The 19,903-nt window shown below is 72.1% G+C and carries 22 protein-coding genes and 1 pseudogene; 16 read left to right on the top strand and 7 right to left on the bottom strand.

Annotated features, from left to right (window positions below):
• Positions 1-67: 67 nt before the first annotated feature.
• Positions 68-682 (bottom strand): TetR/AcrR family transcriptional regulator, encoded by a 615-nt coding sequence (locus SSP08S_RS21405; protein ID WP_078532483.1) that lies wholly within the window; start codon positions 680-682, stop codon positions 68-70.
• 44 nt (positions 683-726) lie between these two features.
• Entirely contained in the window at positions 727-1,905 is a 1,179-nt protein-coding gene (locus SSP08S_RS21400; RefSeq protein ID WP_019069674.1) for a Glu/Leu/Phe/Val dehydrogenase dimerization domain-containing protein, read from the bottom strand.
• A 209-nt stretch (positions 1,906-2,114) separates the two neighbouring features.
• On the opposite strand from SSP08S_RS21400, the gene SSP08S_RS21395 reads away from it, so the two are divergent.
• Positions 2,115-3,308, top strand: a complete 1,194-nt coding sequence (locus tag SSP08S_RS21395; RefSeq protein ID WP_019069673.1) for an MBL fold metallo-hydrolase — start codon at positions 2,115-2,117, stop codon at positions 3,306-3,308.
• Positions 3,309-3,372: 64 nt separating this feature from the next.
• On the opposite strand, the gene SSP08S_RS21390 is transcribed toward SSP08S_RS21395, so the two are convergent.
• Positions 3,373-3,777 carry a hypothetical protein gene (locus tag SSP08S_RS21390; RefSeq protein ID WP_245607930.1) on the bottom strand — a complete coding sequence of 135 codons (405 nt, stop codon included), beginning with the start codon at positions 3,775-3,777 and terminating at the stop codon, positions 3,373-3,375.
• A 530-nt stretch (positions 3,778-4,307) separates the two neighbouring features.
• Here SSP08S_RS21390 and SSP08S_RS21385 point away from each other — a divergent pair.
• The 6 genes from SSP08S_RS21385 (at position 4,308) to SSP08S_RS21360 (ending at position 9,148) form a co-directional block, all read left to right on the top strand.
• Positions 4,308-6,389: a sensor histidine kinase gene (locus SSP08S_RS21385; protein WP_026178704.1), complete on the top strand. Its 2,082-nt coding sequence runs from the start codon at positions 4,308-4,310 to the stop codon at positions 6,387-6,389.
• A 95-nt stretch (positions 6,390-6,484) separates the two neighbouring features.
• Positions 6,485-6,919, top strand: coding sequence for a roadblock/LC7 domain-containing protein (locus SSP08S_RS21380; protein ID WP_019069670.1), 435 nt, complete (start codon positions 6,485-6,487; stop codon positions 6,917-6,919).
• Between the two features lie 2 nt (positions 6,920-6,921).
• Positions 6,922-7,293, top strand: a complete 372-nt coding sequence (locus SSP08S_RS21375; protein WP_019069669.1) for a DUF742 domain-containing protein — start codon at positions 6,922-6,924, stop codon at positions 7,291-7,293.
• On the top strand, positions 7,271-7,888 hold the full coding sequence (locus SSP08S_RS21370; RefSeq protein ID WP_019069668.1) for a GTP-binding protein: 618 nt from the start codon (positions 7,271-7,273) through the stop codon (positions 7,886-7,888). Before SSP08S_RS21375 ends, SSP08S_RS21370 begins: the two co-directional genes overlap by 23 nt.
• A gap of 61 nt (positions 7,889-7,949) precedes the next feature.
• A complete protein-coding gene (locus SSP08S_RS21365) occupies positions 7,950-8,525 on the top strand; it encodes a GAF domain-containing protein (protein WP_019069667.1) in 576 nt (191 codons plus the stop codon).
• Positions 8,526-8,548: 23 nt separating this feature from the next.
• Positions 8,549-9,148, top strand: a complete 600-nt coding sequence (locus SSP08S_RS21360) for a TetR/AcrR family transcriptional regulator (RefSeq protein WP_019069666.1) — start codon at positions 8,549-8,551, stop codon at positions 9,146-9,148.
• A gap of 55 nt (positions 9,149-9,203) precedes the next feature.
• On the opposite strand, the pseudogene SSP08S_RS55635 reads toward SSP08S_RS21360, so the two are convergent.
• Both SSP08S_RS55635 and SSP08S_RS21350 read right to left on the bottom strand, forming a co-directional pair.
• Positions 9,204-10,471 (bottom strand): annotated as a pseudogene (locus SSP08S_RS55635) (YbfB/YjiJ family MFS transporter).
• A gap of 30 nt (positions 10,472-10,501) precedes the next feature.
• On the bottom strand, positions 10,502-10,795 hold the full coding sequence (locus tag SSP08S_RS21350) for a muconolactone Delta-isomerase family protein (protein ID WP_026178703.1): 294 nt from the start codon (positions 10,793-10,795) through the stop codon (positions 10,502-10,504).
• A gap of 139 nt (positions 10,796-10,934) precedes the next feature.
• On the opposite strand from SSP08S_RS21350, the gene SSP08S_RS21345 reads away from it, so the two are divergent.
• The 9 genes from SSP08S_RS21345 to SSP08S_RS21305 all read left to right on the top strand — a co-directional run bounded on the left by SSP08S_RS21345 (position 10,935) and on the right by SSP08S_RS21305 (position 18,070).
• Positions 10,935-11,855 carry a LysR family transcriptional regulator gene (locus tag SSP08S_RS21345; RefSeq protein WP_026178702.1) on the top strand — a complete coding sequence of 307 codons (921 nt, stop codon included), beginning with the start codon at positions 10,935-10,937 and terminating at the stop codon, positions 11,853-11,855.
• Between the two features lie 171 nt (positions 11,856-12,026).
• Positions 12,027-12,740, top strand: coding sequence for an SDR family NAD(P)-dependent oxidoreductase (locus SSP08S_RS21340; RefSeq protein ID WP_019069663.1), 714 nt, complete (start codon positions 12,027-12,029; stop codon positions 12,738-12,740).
• A 15-nt stretch (positions 12,741-12,755) separates the two neighbouring features.
• Positions 12,756-13,130: a YybH family protein gene (locus SSP08S_RS21335; RefSeq protein ID WP_019069662.1), complete on the top strand. Its 375-nt coding sequence runs from the start codon at positions 12,756-12,758 to the stop codon at positions 13,128-13,130.
• Between the two features lie 152 nt (positions 13,131-13,282).
• A complete protein-coding gene (tdh, locus tag SSP08S_RS21330; protein WP_019069661.1) occupies positions 13,283-14,311 on the top strand; it encodes an L-threonine 3-dehydrogenase in 1,029 nt (342 codons plus the stop codon).
• A gap of 55 nt (positions 14,312-14,366) precedes the next feature.
• The gene (locus SSP08S_RS21325) at positions 14,367-15,560 is read left to right on the top strand and encodes a glycine C-acetyltransferase (RefSeq protein WP_019069660.1); all 1,194 of its coding nucleotides are present in this window, start codon (positions 14,367-14,369) and stop codon (positions 15,558-15,560) included.
• 67 nt (positions 15,561-15,627) lie between these two features.
• Positions 15,628-16,530, top strand: coding sequence for a LysR family transcriptional regulator (locus SSP08S_RS21320; protein ID WP_019069659.1), 903 nt, complete (start codon positions 15,628-15,630; stop codon positions 16,528-16,530).
• Positions 16,531-16,565: 35 nt separating this feature from the next.
• Entirely contained in the window at positions 16,566-17,144 is a 579-nt protein-coding gene (locus SSP08S_RS21315; RefSeq protein WP_019069658.1) for a helix-turn-helix domain-containing protein, read from the top strand.
• Complete coding sequence (locus SSP08S_RS21310; RefSeq protein ID WP_019069657.1) at positions 17,141-17,680, top strand: GNAT family N-acetyltransferase; 540 nt, start codon at positions 17,141-17,143, stop codon at positions 17,678-17,680. Before SSP08S_RS21315 ends, SSP08S_RS21310 begins: the two co-directional genes overlap by 4 nt.
• Positions 17,681-17,710: 30 nt before the next feature.
• A complete protein-coding gene (locus SSP08S_RS21305) occupies positions 17,711-18,070 on the top strand; it encodes an MmcQ/YjbR family DNA-binding protein (RefSeq protein WP_019069656.1) in 360 nt (119 codons plus the stop codon).
• Positions 18,071-18,101: 31 nt separating this feature from the next.
• On the opposite strand, the gene SSP08S_RS21300 is transcribed toward SSP08S_RS21305, so the two are convergent.
• Together SSP08S_RS21300 and SSP08S_RS21295 are read right to left on the bottom strand one after the other, a co-directional pair.
• Positions 18,102-19,022, bottom strand: coding sequence for a transketolase family protein (locus tag SSP08S_RS21300; RefSeq protein WP_019069655.1), 921 nt, complete (start codon positions 19,020-19,022; stop codon positions 18,102-18,104).
• 52 nt (positions 19,023-19,074) lie between these two features.
• Complete coding sequence (locus SSP08S_RS21295; protein ID WP_019069654.1) at positions 19,075-19,782, bottom strand: thiamine pyrophosphate-binding protein; 708 nt, start codon at positions 19,780-19,782, stop codon at positions 19,075-19,077.
• Positions 19,783-19,903 lie beyond the last annotated feature (121 nt).

Genomic DNA, 19,903 nt, shown 5'->3' with positions numbered 1-19,903 from the left:
GCCCCAACTTGCCGTCGTGCGCTCCTCGCCGTCCACGGACGGGACCGCAGGTCTGCGGAGGGTCGGCTCAGGACGCGGTCAACGCCGCCCGCTCCAGGCCGAGTTCCCGCGCGAGCGCCTCGTCGACCCACTCCAGGGCCCGCGTCCGCGAGACCGCGCCCGCGTACGCCGTCATCTGTACGGCCAGGCCGTCCAGGAGGGCCGTGAGGCGCAGCGCCGTGGCGTTCGGGTCCGGGCAGTGGAACTCGCCCGCGATCACTCCCTCGGCGACGACCTCCGCGAGGGCCTGCTTCCACTGCCGGTCGAGATCACGCGTCACCTCCAGCAGGGCCGGTTCGCGCAGCGCCGCCGCCCAGCCCTCGATCCACAGCCGCCAGCCCTTGGCCTGCCCGGTCGGCGCGTACCAGCGCACCGCCGCCCGCAGCCGGCGCAGCGCCGTCGTACGGCGGCCGAGCAGCTTGCGCAGATGCGCGAGATCGTCCTCGGCGGCATGGGTGAACGCGGCGGCGACCAGCTTCTCCTTGGTCGAGAAGTGATAGAGCACCAGCGCGTTGCTCACCCCGAGCGCCGAGGCCACGTCGGCGATCCTGACCGCCGCCACACCCCGCGCCTCGATCTGCTCGACGGCGGCCCGCAGCAACTCCGCACGCCGCTCCGCCACACCCAACCGCACTCTCGCCACCCGGCCACCCTATTCCGTGGTCGGCGAAGGCGTTGGCCCGTACCTCACCGGTACCAGCCGAACCGCTCCGCGATGACCGGCAGCCGGTCCGCGACGATGGCGTGCGCGGCGGCTCGAGGTGTCGTGCTGTCGGCCTCCGCACGGGACAGCATCAGCTCGATCAGGGCGCGCATCGAACGCCGGGTGTGGGCGAACGCCTCGTCCGCGTCCGCACCGATGTCGCCGAACAGGGTCCACCACCACCAGGCGTTCGTCCCGGAGTTCACGACCACGTCCGGCAGTACGACGACCCCGCGCGCGGAGAGCAGCTCCTCAGCCTCGGGAAGTACCGGCATGTTGGCAGCCTCGACGATCCAGCGGGCGGTGACCGCCCCCTGGTTCGTGGTGTCGACCGCGTACGACACCGCCGCCGGAACCAGCACCTCCGCCTCGACGGACAGCCAGTCCCCGCCCGGGAGTTCGCGGTCGCCGGGGCGCAGCACGGACCGGTCCACGGTGCCGTACGAGTCCCGCGCCGCGAGCAGCGCGTCCACGTCGAGCCCGGCCGGGTTCACGATCGTCCCCTTGACGTCGGCGACGGCCACGATCGTCAGCCCCGCGCGCGTGAGGAACCGCGCCGTGGCCCCGCCCATGGTGCCCAGACCCTGCACGGCGACCCGCGTCCCCGCGTACGGCACATCCGCCCGGTCCAGCGCCGCGAGCACCGACTCGGCGACCCCGCAGCCGCCGACCAGCTCGTCGAGCCCGATCCCGTCCACCTCGACCGCGAACGCGTCCGCGAGCCGCCGCCGCGCCGCGGCCTCGTCGTCGAGCAGCGGATACACGGCCTGGATCGACGACACCAGCCCCGCCTCCGCGGCGGCCCGGTCCACCAGGTCCTGGCTGAGCCCGAGGTCCTCACCCGTCGTCCAGAAACTCTCGACGTACGGCCGCACGGCCCGCAGATACCGCACGAGGAGGCCGTACGACTCCGGGTCCTGGGGGTCGCAGTCGATGCCGCCCTTGGCGCCGCCCAGGGGGATGTACCGGCCCGCCGGGTCGTAGTGCAGCGCCTCTTTCATGGTCATGCCGCGGGCGAGCCCCGCCACCTCGTCGAGGGTGCAGCCCGGCCGCATCCGCAGCCCGCCGCTGGACACCCCGCGCACCAGCCGGTCGACGACCAGGAAGCCCTGGCGGCCGGTGACGTGGTCGGTCCAGGTGAGCGACATCAAGGGGGCGGTCATACGGACTCCTCGGGTACTGAACGGCGAGTCAGTATCGGAAGTGGGGGCGTGTCCTGTCAACGGAAGATCGAATTCCGCGCCGCGGTGTCAACCACGGGCGCGGAACTTTGGTCTTTCCTTGGAATGACGGCCCCGAGAAGCCGATGCACCGGCGTTGTCACAGGGGTCGACCATAATGGAAAGCCTGACCGACTCCACCTGGAGGCATCGTGACCGGAATCCGTACCCTGAGCTCCGGGCTCCGCGCGCTGCAGCCCGCGGCCTTCGGCGCGGACCCGAGCGGCGAGCGCCTGGCGCGCATCCGCAGATCGCCCCACTTCAAGGACGGGGTCTTCCAGAACCCCGGGGGCAACACGAACGTCCGCCCGTCCGGCGGCACGATGCGCGAGATGGGCAAGGCCTACCTGGACAAGGAGGCACGCGTCCGCCGCGCCCCCGACGGCACCCTGCCCGTGCACGCCACCACCCTCGCCGACCTGGCCAAACCCGCCGCCACCGGGCTGCGCCTGACCTGGATGGGCCACTCCAGCGTGCTGGCGGAGATCGACGGCCACCGGGTCCTCTTCGACCCGGTCTGGGGCGAGCGCTGCTCCCCGTTCCCGTTCGCCGGCCCCAAGCGGCTGCACCCGGTGCCCCTGCCGCTGGCCGCCCTCGGTCCCGTCGACGTCGTGGTGATCTCGCACGACCACTACGACCACCTGGACATGCCCTCGATCAAGGCGCTGGCCGACACGGACACCCTGTTCGCCGTGCCGCTGGGCGTCGGCGCCCACCTGGAGCACTGGGGCGTCTCCCCGGACCGGCTGCGCGAGCTGGACTGGAACGAGGAGACCAAGGTCGGCGGCCTCACCCTGACCGCGACCCCGGCCCGCCACTTCTGCGGCCGGGGCCTGCGCAACACCCAGCACACCCTCTGGGCCTCCTGGGTCGTCGCCGGTGACGAGCACCGGATCTACCACAGCGGCGACACCGGCTACTTCGAGGGCTTCAAGGACATCGGCGCGGCGCACGGCCCGTTCGACGCCACGATGATCCAGATCGGCGCCTACAGCGAGTTCTGGCCCGACATCCACATGACGCCCGAGGAGGGCATGCGCGCCCACCTCGACCTCCAGGGCGGGCAGGCGCACGGGGTGCTGCTGCCCATCCACTGGGGCACGTTCAATCTGGCGCTGCACGCGTGGGCCGAGCCCGGCGAGTGGACCGCGGACGCGGCGGCAGCGGCGGGCCAGGCGGTGGCCACCCCGAGGCCGGGCGAGCCCTTCGAGCCGGGTGCCGAGCTGACCACGGACCGCTGGTGGCTGCCCTACGGGGGCACGCTCGCGCGTCCCTGGCGGGGTGCCGAGCCGGAGCCGAAGGCGGCGGCCACCCAGGCGGAACTCGACCTGGCGAACGAGCGCTGACCCGGGCGACAGTCCCCTCGACGGCGTCGAAGGCCGGATCCGCCGCGTCGTCGAAGGGGACGTCTCACCGCAGGGCGCGGAGCCGCCGTACTCCCACGTAGCTCCCCGTCGTGAGCGCGAGCACCAGCAGGGGGAGTCCCAGGAAGATCACCGGGTTCACCCAGCCCGGCACCAGCTCCGTGCCCACGCCGCCCGACGTGACGCACTGCGCACTGACCGGCAACGTCATCCGTGTCACGACGTGATCGCCCGCCGCACCCCTCGCCGCGCACATCTGGTCCGGGTCCAGGATGTAGAACCCCGACATGGCGCCCCACGTGTACGCGCCGAGCGCCGCCGAGCCGGCCAGCACCGCCACCAGCGCGCAGGTCCCGACGCTCGGCAGCCGCCACCACCCGCTGACCGGCAGCCGGTGGAAGGCCCGCCAGGCGAGACCCACGGCCGCGGCCACGAACACGAACGGTGTCACGAACGGCGAGAGAAACAGGATCAGAATCAGAAGAGTCGCCACTCCTGTCCGGACAACACCCGGACAGGATCGGTTCCGCATGCTCGGCCGCAGGCCTCCGGCGGACACTGCCCGTGACCTTCCGGGGCTGCGGCGGAGGGCGGGACGGACCCGCCGAAATCGCTCCACCGACCCTGCCGCCGAGCCCGGAGCGGGCGAACGGCGGAGCCGGGCCGCATCGAACTCCCCGACCCCCGGCGCCCGTTCGTGACCGGTTCCGATCAGGGGCGATCGATTCTTTGTCCTTCTTCGGCATGCGGCCGCCGGAGTTATCGGTCTGTCGTGCGAGGCCTCATACCAGAGCGGGACGCTCCCCGGGGGACTTTGTCAACTGCCCACCGCACCTGATGCGTTGACGACTACTGTGAGTGTCCGCCGGGCGACGCAGGGCCGAATTCTTCGACTCTCCCGACCGGCACCGCGATGGCGTATGCCCGAATCGCGCACCCCGCGCGAGCAAACAGGTCCGACGCACCAGTACGAGGACGCAGATGTCTCAACTCCGTGCACCGGCCGCACGCGCAGACCGCCGTGAGGGCGGCCGGCACGGGCGACCGGCCGCCCGCCCCGTGCCCGCACTGCCCGAGACGCACATACGATCCCAGCTCCTGCGTCTCGCCGTGCTGCCGCCCGTCGCGGTCGCGCTGAGCGCCAGCGCGGCCGTCCTGTTCACCGTCCGCTCCACCGGAGCACGCAACAGCCTCACCCTCTGGGGCGTCCTCGCCGGAGCCACGGCGGTGACCTGCGCGGGCATCCTGATCGCCGCCGTGGCCGCCGGTCGCGCGGCCGGTTCCGTCAGCGACCGCATCGGCGCCCTGCGCCGCGACAGCGCGCGCGGCGAGGCCGATCTGCGCGACCTGGTCGAGGCGTTGCGCCGCGGCGAGGGCCCGCCCCAGCGCAAGCCGCGGAGCCGGCCGCCGGGGGACGCCGACGACTTCGACCTGCTCGCCGCCGACCTGGCCCGCGCCCACGACGGCGCCGTCACCGCCGTCGTGTCCGCCTCCCAGCTCTCCAGCCAGGCCGGCAGCGAACAGAAGGTCGAGGTCTTCGTCAACCTCGCCCGGCGCCTTCAGTCCCTCGTGCACCGGGAAATCTCCATCCTCGACGAACTGGAGAGCGAGATCGAGGACCCCGACCTGCTCAAGGGCCTCTTCCACGTCGACCACCTCGCCACCCGCATCCGCCGCCACGCCGAGAACCTCGCCGTCCTCGGCGGCGCCGTCTCCCGCAGACAGTGGAGCAACCCGGTCTCCATGACCGAGGTGCTGCGCTCCGCCATCGCCGAGGTCGAGCAGTACTCCCGCGTCAAACTCGTGCCGCCCATCGACGGCACCCTGCGCGGGCACGCCGTCGCCGACGTGATCCACCTGCTGGCCGAACTCGTCGAGAACGCCACGGTGTTCTCCGCCCCGCACACCCAGGTCCTGCTCCGCGCCAACCTCGTGACCTCGGGCCTCGCCGTCGAGGTGGAGGACCGCGGCCTGGGCATGCCCGTCGGCGAACAGAGCCGGATGAACGCCCTGCTCACCGACCCCGACCAGGTCAACGTCGCCAGCCTGCTGGCCGACGGCCGCATCGGCCTGTTCGTGGTCTCCCAACTCGCCCGCCGCCACGGCATCCACGTCCGCCTCCAGAACAACATCTACGGCGGCGTACAGGCCGTACTCGTCGTGCCACAGGCCCTGTTGGGCACGGCACCGGGCGCCCCCGGAGCCGTAGGGCAGCCGGAGGACACCTTGGGCGGCGGGCGGCCGCTGCTGCCTCCGCAGCAGTCTCCGCAGGGTGGGACGGGCGGGGCCCCGGGCGGTCGGCGTGCCGCCGGTCGGCAGGGTGCGCCCGCGGCGACGCCCGCCGCGCCGGGGCGGCCCCAGCGTGAGTCCGGGGCACCCGGGCGGCATCAACGACGGGACTCCGCACCGCCCGTCGCGCCCGTGCCGAACGGCAGCGGACCGGTGCCGCTGCCCGTGCGCGGGGCCCACGTGGAGCGGGCCAATCCGGCGGAGGCCGTACCCGGCATCCGGCCCGACGACCGGCAGACCGTCGCGACGAACGTGACCACACCGCCCGTCCCGCGAGGCGGCGGCGCGGTCCGCGGCACCATGGGCAAGCCGCCCCAGCTGCCCCGGCGCCGCGCCCAGGAGCACATCGCACCCCAGCTCCGCGGCGGCCCCGCACCCCGCCAGGACTTTGAGCAGGCCGCCGGCCACGACCCGGGTCTGATGGCGGCCTTCCAACGCGGGATCGGCCTGGCCGAGGCACAACAGCACATGGAGGCAACGGAGTCGGTGGAGGAGGCCGACATGGCGTCGTCGCATACGGACGTGCCGCACGTGGAGTCCGCCCACACGGAGACAGACCGTACGGAGTTCCCGCGCTCGACCGAAGTCCACACGGGCGGGGTCTACATGAGCACACCCCCCATGGGTTCCGACCACACCCCCGCGGCCCACACGGAAATGCCGCCCCTCGCCCTCGCCCCCCACATGGACGCGGCGCCCATATCCGAAGCGCACGCGCATGTGCCCGGTCACGACCTCACCGCCCGGCACGACGGGAGCGCATCAGCCGGATGACCACGCACGCCCCCACCCCCACGACCACGGCGTCCCACCGCCCCACCCCCACCCGCGCTCCCGCAGACCTTCGTACCCCAAGGAGTCGATCCACCATGGCGAGCGACGCGCCGACCGGCCATGTATCCGATCTCGACTGGCTGATGAGCGGCCTCGTGCAGCGCGTACCGCACACCACCAGCGCGGTACTGCTCTCCTGCGACGGCCTCGTGAAGTCGGTCCACGGCCTCGACCCCGACAGCGCCGACCACATGGCGGCCCTGGCCTCCGGCCTGTACTCCCTCGGCCGGAGCGCGGGCGTCCGCTTCGGTGACGGCGGGGACGTCCGGCAGGTCGTCGTCGAGCTCGACTCGACGCTGCTCTTCGTCACCACCGCCGGCTCCGGCACCTGTCTCGCCGTGCTGGCCGGCCGCGAGGCCGACGCGGCCGTGCTGGGCTACGAGATGGCGATGCTGGTCAAGAGCGTCCGCCCCTACCTCGTGACCGCGCCCCGCCAGCACGCCGTCGAATCCCCCGCGATGAGGCCTTGAGCGTGGCGACGGCCGGCGACGGGCCCTGGTTGGACGACGCGGCCGGACGTCTTGTGCGCCCCTTCACGGTCAGCAACGGCCGTACCCGGCCGTCCGTCGCGCTCGACCTCCTGTCGCAGGTGATGGCCACCGGCAACACCCCCCTCGGCTACCTCGGCCCCGAGCACGCGCAGGCGCTCGACCTGTGCCGCGCGCCCGTCTCGGTCGCCGAGGTCGCCGCCCACCTGAAGCTGCCGGCGGTGGTCACCAAGGTGCTGCTGTCGGACCTGGTCGACTGCGGAGCGCTGACCACCAAGCCGCCCGAGTTCCACCACAACCCCACTGACCGGTCTCTTCTGGAGGCAGTGCTCGATGGACTACGACGACAGCTCTGACTACGAGAGCGGCCACGATCCCTTCCCCACCGCACTGAAGATCCTGGTGGCGGGCGGCTTCGGCGTCGGCAAGACGACCTTCGTCGGCGCGGTGAGCGAGATCGCGCCGCTCAGTACGGAGGAGCTGCTCACCACGGTCAGTGCCGCGACCGACGATCTCGAAGGCATCGAGAACAAGGTCGAGACGACCGTGGCGATGGACTTCGGCCGGATCACCCTCGACCCGGAACACGTGCTCTATCTGTTCGGCACGCCCGGACAGGAGCGGTTCTGGTTCATGTGGGACGAACTGTCCGAGGGCGCGCTCGGCGCGGTCATCCTCGCCGACACCCGCCGTCTGGAGGAGTGCTTCGCCGCCGTCGACTTCTTCGAGCAGCGCGGCCTCGGATTCATCATCGCGATCAACGAGTTCGACGGCTCCTACCGCTACGACCCCGAGGAGGTGCGGGCCGCCATAGACCTCGACCCGGGGATCCCGGTCGTGCGCTGCGACGCGCGGATCTCCAGTTCCGGGGTGCAGACCCTGCTGACCCTTGTACGCCATCTCATCGAGCACGCCCCGGCGCACGCGCCGAGCCATGGTGCCCACATGTGATCCCCGCACACCCTTCACGGAGTTCCTCCATGCCATACGTCCACAGGGACGGAGTACGCCCATGAGCTACGACCCGCCGCGTCCGGCCGGTCGTCTGCTGCTCACGCCCGAGGACAAGGAGGCGCCCGGGCGGGTGCGGCGGCTGCGGGGGTTGGGCCTGGGGGAGCACCCGGACCCGGCGCTGGACGCCTTCGCGGACCGGCTCGCCGAGCTGACCGGGGCGCCGTACGCCATGGTCAACTTCATCGACGAGAACCGGCAGTTCTTCGCCGGTCTGCACACACCGGGCGGTGCGGGGCTGCCCCGGGCCGCCACGGGAGGGGAGCACGCCAAACCCGAGGTGGGCCGGGAGTTGGCGCGTGAATACGGGTTCTGCCCCCATGTGGTGGTCCGACGCAAAGCGCTGGTTCTTGAGGATGTCTGCGACTATCCGCGGTTCGCGGGGAATCCGGTCGTCGACGAGTTCGGCATCCGTTCCTATCTGGGCGCGCCGCTCATCGACTCCACGGGGATGGTGCTGGGCACCGTGTGTGTCGTCGACACGGAGCCGCGGCCGTGGGGGAGGCCGGGGCTGGAGACGATCAAGTCGACCGCGGCGGAGCTGGTGCCCCGGCTGGAGCACCTCGGCGGTCCATAGCCGACCGGTCGTATAGTCGTCGTATGGGCAGAACCAGTGATGCCGGAGAGAAGATCCTCGCCGCCGGGCGGTCGCTCTTCGAGGAGCGCGGCTACTCGGCGCTCGGAGTGGCCGAGATCTGCCGGGCGGCCGGGGTGCCGAAGGGCAGCTTCTACTACTTCTACGAGTCGAAGGAGGCCCTCGCCCTGGCCGTCGTCGACGAGCACTGGGCGGAGCAGCGGCGGGAGTGGGCCCGTGTCCTCGGTGGGGACGCCGCACCGCTGGAGCGGCTGCGGCGGCTGTTCGAGGAGACGGAGGCCGGTCTGCGTGCCGGACAGCAGGGCTGCGGGACCGTACTGGGCTGTCTGTTCGGCAATCTCAGCCTGGAGATGAGCAATCAGACCGAGACCGTCCGTGTGCGGCTCCAGGAGATCTTCGACGCCCAGGTGCAGATGGTCGACGCGGTCGTCACCGCGGCCCGCGACCGCGGGGACGTCACCGTCACCGACACCAAGGAGGCCGCGCGGTCCGTCGTCGCGCAGCTCGAGGGCCAGGTGATGTTCGCCAAGCTCTACAACAACACCGGGCGGCTGAGCCCCCTTTGGACCAACTGCCTCGCCCTGCTGGGGGCTCGCGCCGCTTGACCGGCGGCCGGCGTCGGCGGGCACGGTCCGTCGATCCACAGGGCGGTGGCGAGGACTACCGGGTGGCTGAGCCCCCTGCTGTGGGTTGACTGCTGTGCCCTGCTCGGGCCCGCTCCGGCACGGACTGCCGTACCGCCACCGCGTGGTGCGGGAAACCGGACCGCAGGACGGCGGCGGCGACGGCCGCGGCGAGGACCACCACGGCGGCCAGGAGCAGGGCCGGGCGGTAGCCGTGGCGCAGCAGCGGGGCGACGGCGAGCGGGCCGAGGATCTGGCCGACGGAGTAGCCGGCGGTCAGCAGCGCCACCGCGCGCGGGAAGCGCAACTGGGTCCCGGTGGCCAGGGCGAGGGTGCTGACGCCGATGAAGGTCGCGCCGAACAGCAGCGCCGAGGCCAGGGCCGCGGCCACCCCGCCGACCAGCGCGGGCAGCGCGATGCCGACCGCCTGGATCACCAGCGCCACCAGCAGCAGCCCGGGCCGCGACCAGCGGCGGCCGAGCCGGGCCCAGAGCGCGGAGGACGGTACGGCGGCCAGTCCGACGAGCACCCACGCCCCGCCGCCGAGCCGGCCCGGGGAGCCCTGCGCGATCGCCGCGACCAGGAAGGTCCCGGCGACGATGTAGCCGACGCCCTCCAGGGTGTAGCTGACGAACAGGGCGGCGAAACGGCGGTCGACGGGCGTCGTAGGGTCTTGCGACATGTGCGCGGCAGACACAGTCGCGGTCGGCACCTCCGGCCGTAGATTCCACGAGGCCGCCGCCAGGACGGCGGCGAGCGCGGCCGATGCCCACCACGCGGTCCGCCAGTCCGCGACCGGGCGCAGGGCGAGGACCAGGAGTCCGGAGAGCGCGATGCCGGCGCCGACACCGCCGAAGCCCCAGCCGGGCAGGTGCGGCGGGTGGCCCCGGAGGTGGCCGAGGAGCGAGTTGACCGCGACGACGAAGATCAGCGCGCTTGCCGCGCCCGCCGGCAGCCGCAGCGTGAGCCACACCCCGGTGTGGTCCGTGGCGGTCATCGCGGCCAGCGTGCAGACCAGCAGGACGAGCGAGCCGCGCAGGGCCGCGCGGGAGCGGACCAGGGCGGGGAGAGGGTGCCGGCGAGCGCGCCGATGAGATAGCCGACGTAGTTGGCGGTGGCCAGGTGGGCCCCGGCGTCGGTGGACAGCCCGGCCTGGGCGTGCATCAGCGGAAGGATCGGGGTGTAGACGAAGCGGCCGACCCCCATGCCCGCCGCGAGCGCCGCGGCGACCCGCACGACATGCGCCCAGGGCGACAGGAGCGGGCCGTCCGCCCGGCCCGAGGAGACCGGAGCGCTGGAGCTCATGACAGCCAAATCCCTTACAGACAGGGCGAGTTACTCCGCATGGCCGGGGTCGTTCGGGTGCGGTTCCAGTGGGGTGACGGCGAAGGTCATCCAAGGGGCGAGGGGCAGCGTGCCGAGTACCTTCTCGTGGAGTTGGTCCTCGTCGTCCGCGAGCCAGATGCCGATGCTGCGCCGTTCGCCGACCGGGCGCCACAGCCGTCCCAGGTGACCGGCGGCGGCCAGTTCGTGGGAGCGGACGGCCTCGGCGGCGCGGCGCCGGTCGACCTCGTCCCTGGCGGTGCCCTCGGGGACGGTGGTGGTGATCTCGACCAGGAACTCTCGCATGACCTCGCTCCGTTCGGGCCCGCCCGGCCAGGCGACAGGGTGCCGGGTCTCCATGCCCTCATCGTGGCCCGGGACCGGCGCCGCCGCCACGACGGGCTTGCTCCCTGCTGAGAGATACGGCCTCCCAGCCACGCGTAGCATGACGTGCGTGGAGCTGCGCCAACTGAGGTACTTCGTCGCCGTCGCCGAGGAGCTGAACTTCGGCCGGGCCGCCGACCGCCTCCTGATCGCGGGCCCCTCCCTCTCCCAGCAGATCAAGGCCCTCGAACGCGATCTGGGCGTACGGCTCTTCGACCGCGACCGCCGCTCGGTCTCCCTCACCCCGGCCGGAGCCGCGCTGCTCCCGCACACCCGCGCCCTGCTGGAACGCGCCGACGACCTCCGGCGCCGGGCAGGCCGGCTGGCGGGCTCGGAGCCGGTCCGGCTCGGCTACGTCAACTGGCTCCCCGCCGACCTGACCGCGCGCACCGCCGGTGTGGCCCAGGTCCATGTGGACGCGTGGATCGCGCCCTCGCACACCCAGGCCGCCCGGGTCGCGGACGGCAGCCTGGACCTCGCGGTGTGCTGGGTACGGGACGAGGACCTGAAGCGGCACGGCCTGCGGGCCCGGCTGCTCGGCGCCGACCGGCTGTACGCGGTGGCCACCGGCGCCGACACCGGTGACGTACGCGCCCGGGACACCTCCGTCCTCCTCGACGACGACACCCAGTCCTGGTCGTCCTGGAACGTCTACGCCGAGCAGCTGGCCCACGACACCGGGGCGCACGCGGTGCCGATCTCCGACGGCGGGATCACCGGCCCCGCCTTCTTCGACCACGTGCGCCGCAGCCGCCGTCCGGTCGTCAACTCGCCCAAGGGACAGACCACTCCGCTGCCGCCCGACCTCGTACGGCGCGAGGTCGTCGGGCCGGCGGTCCACTGGACCTGGTCGCTGGTGTGGCGCGAGGGCGAGACGCGTGCCGCCGTACTCGCCGCCGTGGACGCGCTGTGCGACGGCGTCGGCGACCTCGGGCTGCGCGCCCCGGACGCCTGGCTGCCCGAGGGCGACCCGCACCGCTGACGTGGACTGGGAGGCCGGGCCTCTCAGTAGCGAGGATTCCGGTCCTGGGAAAAGCCCTTCTGACCTTTGCTTTCACCTCTCCGGGTCGCCTACGTTCACACATAGGCGACCGGTCGGCTAGTAAAACGGCCGACCGGGAGCACCGCACTCACCACTTCGGAGAAGGACGTCATGAGCACTCGGAACCAGAAGGTCGCGATCGTCACCGGCGCCTCGCAGGGCATCGGAGCGGGCGTCGTCGACGCCTACCGCAAGCTCGGATACGCGGTCGTCGCCACCTCGCGCACCATCGCCCCCGCCGACGACGCGGACATCCTGACCGTCCGGGGCGACATCGCCGACCCGGCGACCGCCGAGCGGGTCGTGGCCGCCGCGATCGAGCGGTTCGGCCGGATCGACACCGTGGTCAACAACGCGGGCGTGTTCGTCGCCAAGCCCTTCACGGACTACACGGCCTACGACTACGCGAGCGTGCTCGGCATCAACCTGGCCGGGTTCTTCCGGCTCACCCAGCTGGCCGTTCCGCACCTGCTCGCCCGGGGCGGCGGCCACATCGTCAGCGTCACCACCAGCCTGGTCGACAACGCGGACGCCCGCGTCCCCTCCGTGCTGGCCTCGCTGACCAAGGGCGGAATCCAGTCCGCCACCAAGTCTCTCGCCATCGAGTACGCCACCCGGGGCATCCGCGTCAACGCCGTGTCGCCGGGCACCATCAAGACTCCGATGCACGCGGAGGAGACCCACGACTTCCTCTCCGCCCTGCACCCGGTCGGCCGGATGGGTGAGGTGAGCGACATCGTCGACGCCGTGCTCTTCTTGGAGAACGCTCCCTTCGTCACCGGCGAGATCCTCCATGTCGACGGCGGCATGAGCGCCGGTCACTGAGAAAGGCCGACGGAGATGAACAGCGGCAACGACGACGAACTCGTCCTGCGCGGTGTCCTCGACCCCTGGAAAGCGGCCGTGGACGCCCATGACCCGGAGGCGGTGGCCCGGCTCTTCACCGAGGACGCGATCTTCCAGGGGCTGCACCCCTACGCCGTCGGCCGGGCGGGCGTCGCCGAGTACTACGCCTCCCAGCCGCTCGGCATGAAGGCGGCCTACGACCTCCTGGAGACCCGGCGATACGCCGACGACCTCGTACTCGGCTATCTGGACACGGAGTTCACGTTCACCGACCGGCCGCCGGTCGACGTCAAGCTCGCCGTGCTGGTGCGGCGGCTGGGGGACGGCTGGTACATCGCGCATTACCAGGTCTCGCGGCTGCCCGGGTGACAGGTGTGAAGGAAAGCTGCGACACCGCTTAAGAAAACCTCGATGGACCCGGGCCTTCCGGTAGGGCAGATTGCTAGCACAATCCACCCCTCACCCGGAACGGGCACGCTTGCCGTGCCCGCGCCCGGGCCTCACGCACAGGAGCCGTAGCGTTGAAGGCGCTGGTCAAGGAGAAGGCGGAGCCCGGGCTGTGGCTCGTGGACGTTCCGGAACCCGCCGTCGGACCCGGCGACGTACTGATCAAGGTGCTGCGCACCGGGATCTGCGGCACCGACCTGCACATCCGGTCCTGGGACGGCTGGGCGCAGCAGGCGATCCGCACACCGCTCGTGCTCGGGCACGAGTTCGTCGGCGAGGTGGTCGGGACCGGCCGGGACGTCGCCGACATCGCCGTCGGTGAACTGGTCAGCGGCGAGGGCCACTTGGTGTGCGGCAAGTGCCGCAACTGCCTGGCCGGGCGCCGCCACCTGTGCCGTGCCACGGTCGGACTCGGCGTCGGCCGGGACGGCGCCTTCGCGGAGTACGTCACGCTGCCCGCCGCCAACGTGTGGGTGCACCGCGTCCCCGTCGACCTCGATGTGGCCGCGATCTTCGACCCGTTCGGCAACGCCGTGCACACCGCGCTGTCGTTCCCGCTCGTCGGCGAGGACGTACTGATCACCGGGGCGGGCCCGATCGGCCTGATGGCGGCGGCAGTTGCCCGGCACGCCGGGGCGCGGAACATCATGGTGACCGACGTCAGCGAGGAACGCCTCGCCCTGGCCCGCAAGATCGGCGTGAGCCTCGCCCTGAACGTGACGGACGCTCAGATCGCCGACGGACAGCGGGAGTTGGGCCTCCGCGAGGGCTTCGACATCGGCCTGGAGATGTCCGGCCGCCCAGAGGCCATGCGCGACATGATCGCCAACATGACCCACGGCGGCCGGATCGCCATGCTGGGACTGCCCTCCGAGGAGTTCCCCGTCGACTGGTCCCGCGTCGTCACCTCGATGCTCACCATCAAGGGCATCTACGGCCGTGAGATGTTCGAGACGTGGTACGCGATGTCGGTCCTGCTGGAAGGCGGCCTCGACCTCGCGCCCGTGATCACCGGCCGGTACGGATACCGCGACTTCGAGGCGGCGTTCGAGGACGCGGCGAGCGGACGCGGCGGCAAGGTCATCCTCGACTGGACCGCGTGACTCCCGTCCGACCGCGTAACTCCCTTTCGCCGAAGGAACTTTAGGAGCTTCCCCCATGTTCGACTCCGTGCGCGACGACCTCCGCACCACCCTCGACGAGATCCGCGCCGCCGGACTCCACAAGCCCGAGCGTGTGATCGGCTCCCCGCAGTCGGCCACCGTGAACGTCACCTCGGGCGGCCGTCCCGGCGAGGTCCTCAACTTCTGCGCGAACAACTACCTCGGCCTCGCCGACCACCCCGAGGTCGTCGCCGCCGCCCACGCGGCCCTCGACCGCTGGGGCTACGGCATGGCGTCCGTGCGCTTCATCTGCGGAACTCAGGAAGTCCACAAGGAACTTGAGGCCCGCCTCTCCGCGTTCCTCGGCCAGGAGGACACGATCCTCTACTCCTCCTGCTTCGACGCCAATGGCGGTGTCTTCGAAACCCTGTTGGGCCCGGAGGACGCGGTCGTCTCCGACGCCCTCAACCACGCGTCGATCATCGACGGCATCCGCCTCTCCAAGGCCCGGCGCTACCGGTACGCCAACCGTGACATGGCCGACCTGGAACAGCAGTTGAAGGAAGCGGCCGGCGCCCGGCGCAAGCTGATCGTCACCGACGGCGTCTTCTCCATGGACGGCTACGTCGCCCCGCTGCGCGAGATCTGCGACCTCGCCGACCGCTACGACGCGATGGTCATGGTCGACGACTCGCACGCCGTCGGCTTCGTCGGCCCCGGCGGCCGGGGCACCCCCGAACTGCACGGCGTCATGGACCGCGTCGACATCATCACCGGCACCCTCGGCAAGGCGCTCGGCGGCGCCTCCGGCGGTTACGTCGCCGCCCGCGCCGAGATCGTCGCACTGCTCCGCCAGCGCTCACGGCCGTACCTCTTCTCGAACACCCTCGCCCCGGTGATCGCCGCCGCCTCGCTCAAGGTGCTCGACCTGCTGGAGTCGGCGGACGACCTGCGCGTCCAACTCGCCGAGAACACCGCCCTGTTCAGGCGCCGGATGACCGAGGAGGGCTTCGACATCCTCCCCGGCGACCACGCCATCGCGCCCGTGATGATCGGCGACGCGGCGGTGGCCGGCCGGATGGCGGAACTGCTGCTGGAGCGGGGCGTGTATGTGATCGGCTTCTCGTACCCGGTCGTCCCGCAGGGCAAGGCCCGTATCAGGGTCCAGCTGTCCGCCGCGCACTCGACGGAGGACGTGAACCGGGCGGTGGACGCGTTCGTCGCGGCCCGCGCGGAGCTGGAGGCCTGAAGGCGGCCGGGAACCCGATGAGCCCGAGGGAGCCGAAGAGCTTGGACATATTGCGATAATCGGTCCCATGATCGAAGCGCGGCGGCTCCATATCCTCCGTGCGGTGGCCGACCACCGCACCGTGACGGCGGCGGCCGCCGCGCTGTACCTCACCCCCTCGGCGGTCTCCCAGCAGCTCGCCGCCCTGGAACAGGAGACCGGCCACCGCCTGGTCGAGCGCGGCGCCAAGGGGGTACGGCTGACCCCGGCCGGCGAGATCCTGCTCGGCCACACCAACGTCGTCCTCGCCCAGCTGGAGCGGGCCGAGGCGGAACTCGCCGCCTACAGCTCGGGCGAGGCCGGCACGGTGACGGTGGCCGCGTTCGCGACGGGTATCGCACAGGTCGTAGCACCGGCAGTGGTCCGACTCTCTTCGCTCGCGCCCGGCATCCGGATCCGCGTCCAGGACGCCGAGGGCGACGCCAGTCTGCCGATGGTCCTTGACCGGCAGGTGGATGTCGCGGTCGCCGTCGAGTACCGCGGCGCCCCGCCCGCCGACGACCCGCGCCTCATCCACGTCCCGCTCTACGCCGAGCCCTTCGACGCGGTCGTCCCGCTCGCCCACCGCCTCGCCGGCGCCGACGAGGTCCCCCTCGCCGAACTGGCCAAGGACCCGTGGATCGGCCCCTACCCCGGCAACCCCTGCCACGAGGTCGTCGTCCTGGCCTGCGAGAACGCCGGATTCCAGCCCCGCTTGGAGCACTCTTCGGACGACTTCCGGGCCGTGGTCGCTCTCGCGTCCGCCGACGCGGGTGTCGCCCTCGTCCCGCGCTCCGCCCTGCGCGGCATGGACCTGACGGGAGTCGTCGTCCGGCCCGTCGACGGGGTGGCGCCGACGCGCCGGGTCTTCGCGGCCGTACGACGCGGCACGGAGGAGCATCCGCTGATCCGCCCAGTGCTGGACGCGCTGGCGGAAGTGGCCAGGACGTAACCTCGCCGTTTCATATCCGGGATACCGTCCCGGATATGAAGCACGAAGACGAGGCTCCGGACCCGATGGACGCCCGCCTCGGCGCCCGCCTGGCCGAACTGCGGGTCCAACACGGCTGGTCCCTGGGGGAGTTGGCGGACCGCAGCGGGATCAGCCGGTCGACCCTCTCCCGCGCCGAACGCGCCGAGACCAGCCCCACCGCCTCCCTCCTCAACCGCCTGTGCGGCGTCTACGGCCGCACCATGTCCCAGCTCCTCAGCGAGGTGGAGGCCGTGCCCACCCCGCTGCTGCGCGCCGCCGACCAGCCCCTGTGGGAGGACCGCGCCTCCGGCTTCGTACGACGCTCCGTGTCGCCCCCGCACACCGGCCTGCGGGGCGAACTCGTCGAGGGCCGGCTCACGGCGGGCGCCGACATCGCCTACGACCGCCCGCCCGTCCCCGGCCTCGAACAGCACATCTGGGTCCTGGAAGGCGCGCTCGACGTGATGGCCGGGCACACCGACCACCATCTCGACACCGGCGACTGTCTACGGCTGCGGGTGTGGGGCCCGACACGGTTCCGGTGCCCGGGTCCGGATGCGGTCCGCTATGTACTGGCGGTGGTGCTGCCATGAGGACGGAGCAGCTGAGCGCACCCCAACTGCTCGCAGTGGTCGAGGAGTTGGCGGACCTGCTGATCGACACCGTGCACGACGGAGCGTCGATCGGATTCCTCGCGCCCCTCGACCGGGCGGTGGCGGTCGCCTGGTGGCGGGAGCGTGCCGGCGGGGTGGGCGCCGGGCGGCTCGCCGTGTGGGTGGCGCGGGACGGCGACCGGGTCGTCGGCACGGTGAGCCTGGCCTTCGCCGACAAGCCCAACAGCCGCCACCGCGCCGAACTGGTCAAGCTGATGGTGCACCGGGACGCCCGCGGTCGGGGCCTCGGGCGCGAACTCCTGACCGTCGCGGAGAACGCGGCGGTGGCGGCCGGCATCACCCTCCTCCACCTGGACACCGAGACGGACAGCGCCGCCGAGCACCTCTACGACTCGGCCGGGTGGATCCGGGCCGGCGTCATCCCCGACTACGCGGCGAGCCCGGGCGGGGTGCTGCGGCCGACGACGCTCTACTACAAGCGGGTGGGGGCGGGGGTACACACTCCCACCAGGTGATTGTCAGTGCCGGCCGCTATCTTGCGTGTCATGCCGGATGCCGAAGACGTACGCCGTATCGCCCTCTCCCTCCCGGACACGACGGAGAAGCTCGCCTGGGGCATGCCCACGTTCCGGGTCGCCGGGAAGATGTTCGTCACCGTGCCCGAGGAGGAGACCTCCATCGCCGTGCGCTGTCCCAAGGAGGAGCGCGACGAACTCGTCCTGGCCGAGCCCGAGAAGTTCTGGGTCGCCGATCACGAGGCGGGTTTCGCCTGGGTCCGGGCCCGGCTCGCCGCGCTGGACAGCGAGGAGGAACTGCGCGACATCCTCGCCGACTCCTGGCGCCAGGCGGCCCCGCCCCGACTCCTGGAGTCCTACCCGGAGTTGGGCCTGCCGTCCGCCGACTGAGCTGCGGCGGCGCGGAGTTGGGCGGCGGGTCTCAGCCCCGCGTACCGGCGCGGCCGCGCCCGACGAAACCGGCGATGCGTTCGCGCAGTGACCGGGCGTCGAGCCCATGGGCGGACAGGTGTTCCTCGACCGTGCCGTAGCGCCGCAGTTCGGGGCGGGCCACGCCCAGGCCCAGGACCCGGTGGGGCAGGTCGGCGAGCGCGTCGTTCGCGGCGGCTGTCGAGGTGCCGGCGAGATACGGCTCGACGAGGACTACGTCCGTCCCGGCCGTCCGCGTGGCCCGGCGCAGCGCGGTCGCGTCGAAGGGCCGTACGGTCGTGGCGTACAGGACGGTGACATCGAGGCCCTCGGTCGCGTCGAGTACGGCGTCGAGCATCGGCCCGACCGCGACGACCACCCCGGAGCGGCCCTCGCGGACGGTGAGGAAGCGCTCGCCGTCGACCGGGAGGGCGTCGGCGTTCGCCTGGACGGACAGCCGTACGTACACCTTGTCGTCGCCCGCGGCGACCGCGTGCCGCAGCAGGGTCTCGGCCTCGTCCGGGTGGCCCGGCACCTGCACGGTCCAGCCGTCGAGCGTGTCGAGGAGCGCCACATCGCCCGGAGCCATGTGCGTCAGCCCGCCCGCGGGCCAGTCGAACGAGGCCGACGCGCTCACCAGCACCGCGCCGGCGCCCTGGTGCCCGAGGTCCAGCTTGACCTGCTCGAAGGGCCGCTCGACGAGAAAGCTCGCGAAGGTGTGCAGGACGGGGCGCATCCCGGTCAGCGCGAGCCCCGCGCCCGCCCCGACGAGCAGCTGCTCGCGGATGCCGACGTTGATCACCCGGTCCGGGTGGCGGAGTCGCGCCTCGGCGAGAGTGGCCACGCCGATCTCGGCGAGGACGACCGCGACGCGTGGATCCTCGTCGAGGAGCCGGGAGACGACAGGGGCGAAACGGTCACGCATGGTGTCCATGGAGAGAAGGCCCTTCTTGAACTCTTGAACTGCGGCTGAGGGGGGCGGACGGTCACACGGACTTGGGCTCCACCTGGGCCACGACCGCATGCGGCCGGCCGGGATGCGGCGCGGTGAAGGCGGCGTACAGCGCGTCGTGATCGCGGCCGTCGACCGTCGCGGTCGACCAGCCCGCGGCCTCGAAGCGGGCGGCGATGCCGCCGGGCCGGGCGTGAGTGGCGGAGGAGTTGTCGACGACGACGGTGTGCAGCCGGTCCAGTCCGGCGGGCCCGGCGAAGGCGATGGCCTCGTGGTTGCTGCCCTCGTCCAGCTCGGCGTCCCCCACCAGCACCCAGACCCGGGGCTCGGTCCGCCCCTGGGCGCGCAGTCCCAGTGCCGTCCCGACGGCGATCGGCAGCCCGTGCCCCAGCGACCCGCTGCCGATCTCGGCGCCCGGCACCAGCACCCGGTCGGGGTGGTGGCCGAGCGGGGAGTCGTAGGAGCCGAAGGCTGGGAGCCATTCCACCGGGACGAATCCCTTGGCGGCGAGCACGGCGTAGTACGCCATCGGCCCGTGCCCCTTGGAGAGCAGGAACCGGTCCCGTTCCGGGTCGTCCATGCGTTCCGGGCCGACCCGCAGCACCCGGTCGTAGAGCACCCACAGCACGTCCAGCGTCGAGGTCGCGGCCGGACCGTGCTTCTCGTCCCCGGTCATCAGGCCCATGAGCCGGTGCAGGTCGCCGTGCGTGTACGGGTGACTTTGTTCCGCGGTGATGGTCATACGGACGATCGTGCAACCTCAACCAAACTTCAGGTCAAGCGCGGCAGGGGGACGGCCGCAGGTCGGCCCCCGATAAAGGCGTGCGCGATCACCGACGCGAGTGCGGTATTGTTTCCATGCG

The organism is Streptomyces hokutonensis (assembly GCF_000376565.1).
In the GTDB taxonomy this organism is placed as follows: Bacteria; Actinomycetota; Actinomycetes; order Streptomycetales; family Streptomycetaceae; genus Streptomyces; species Streptomyces hokutonensis.
Note: the sequence above shows the minus strand (reverse complement) of the source record. Positions and strands in the feature narration are given on the sequence as shown.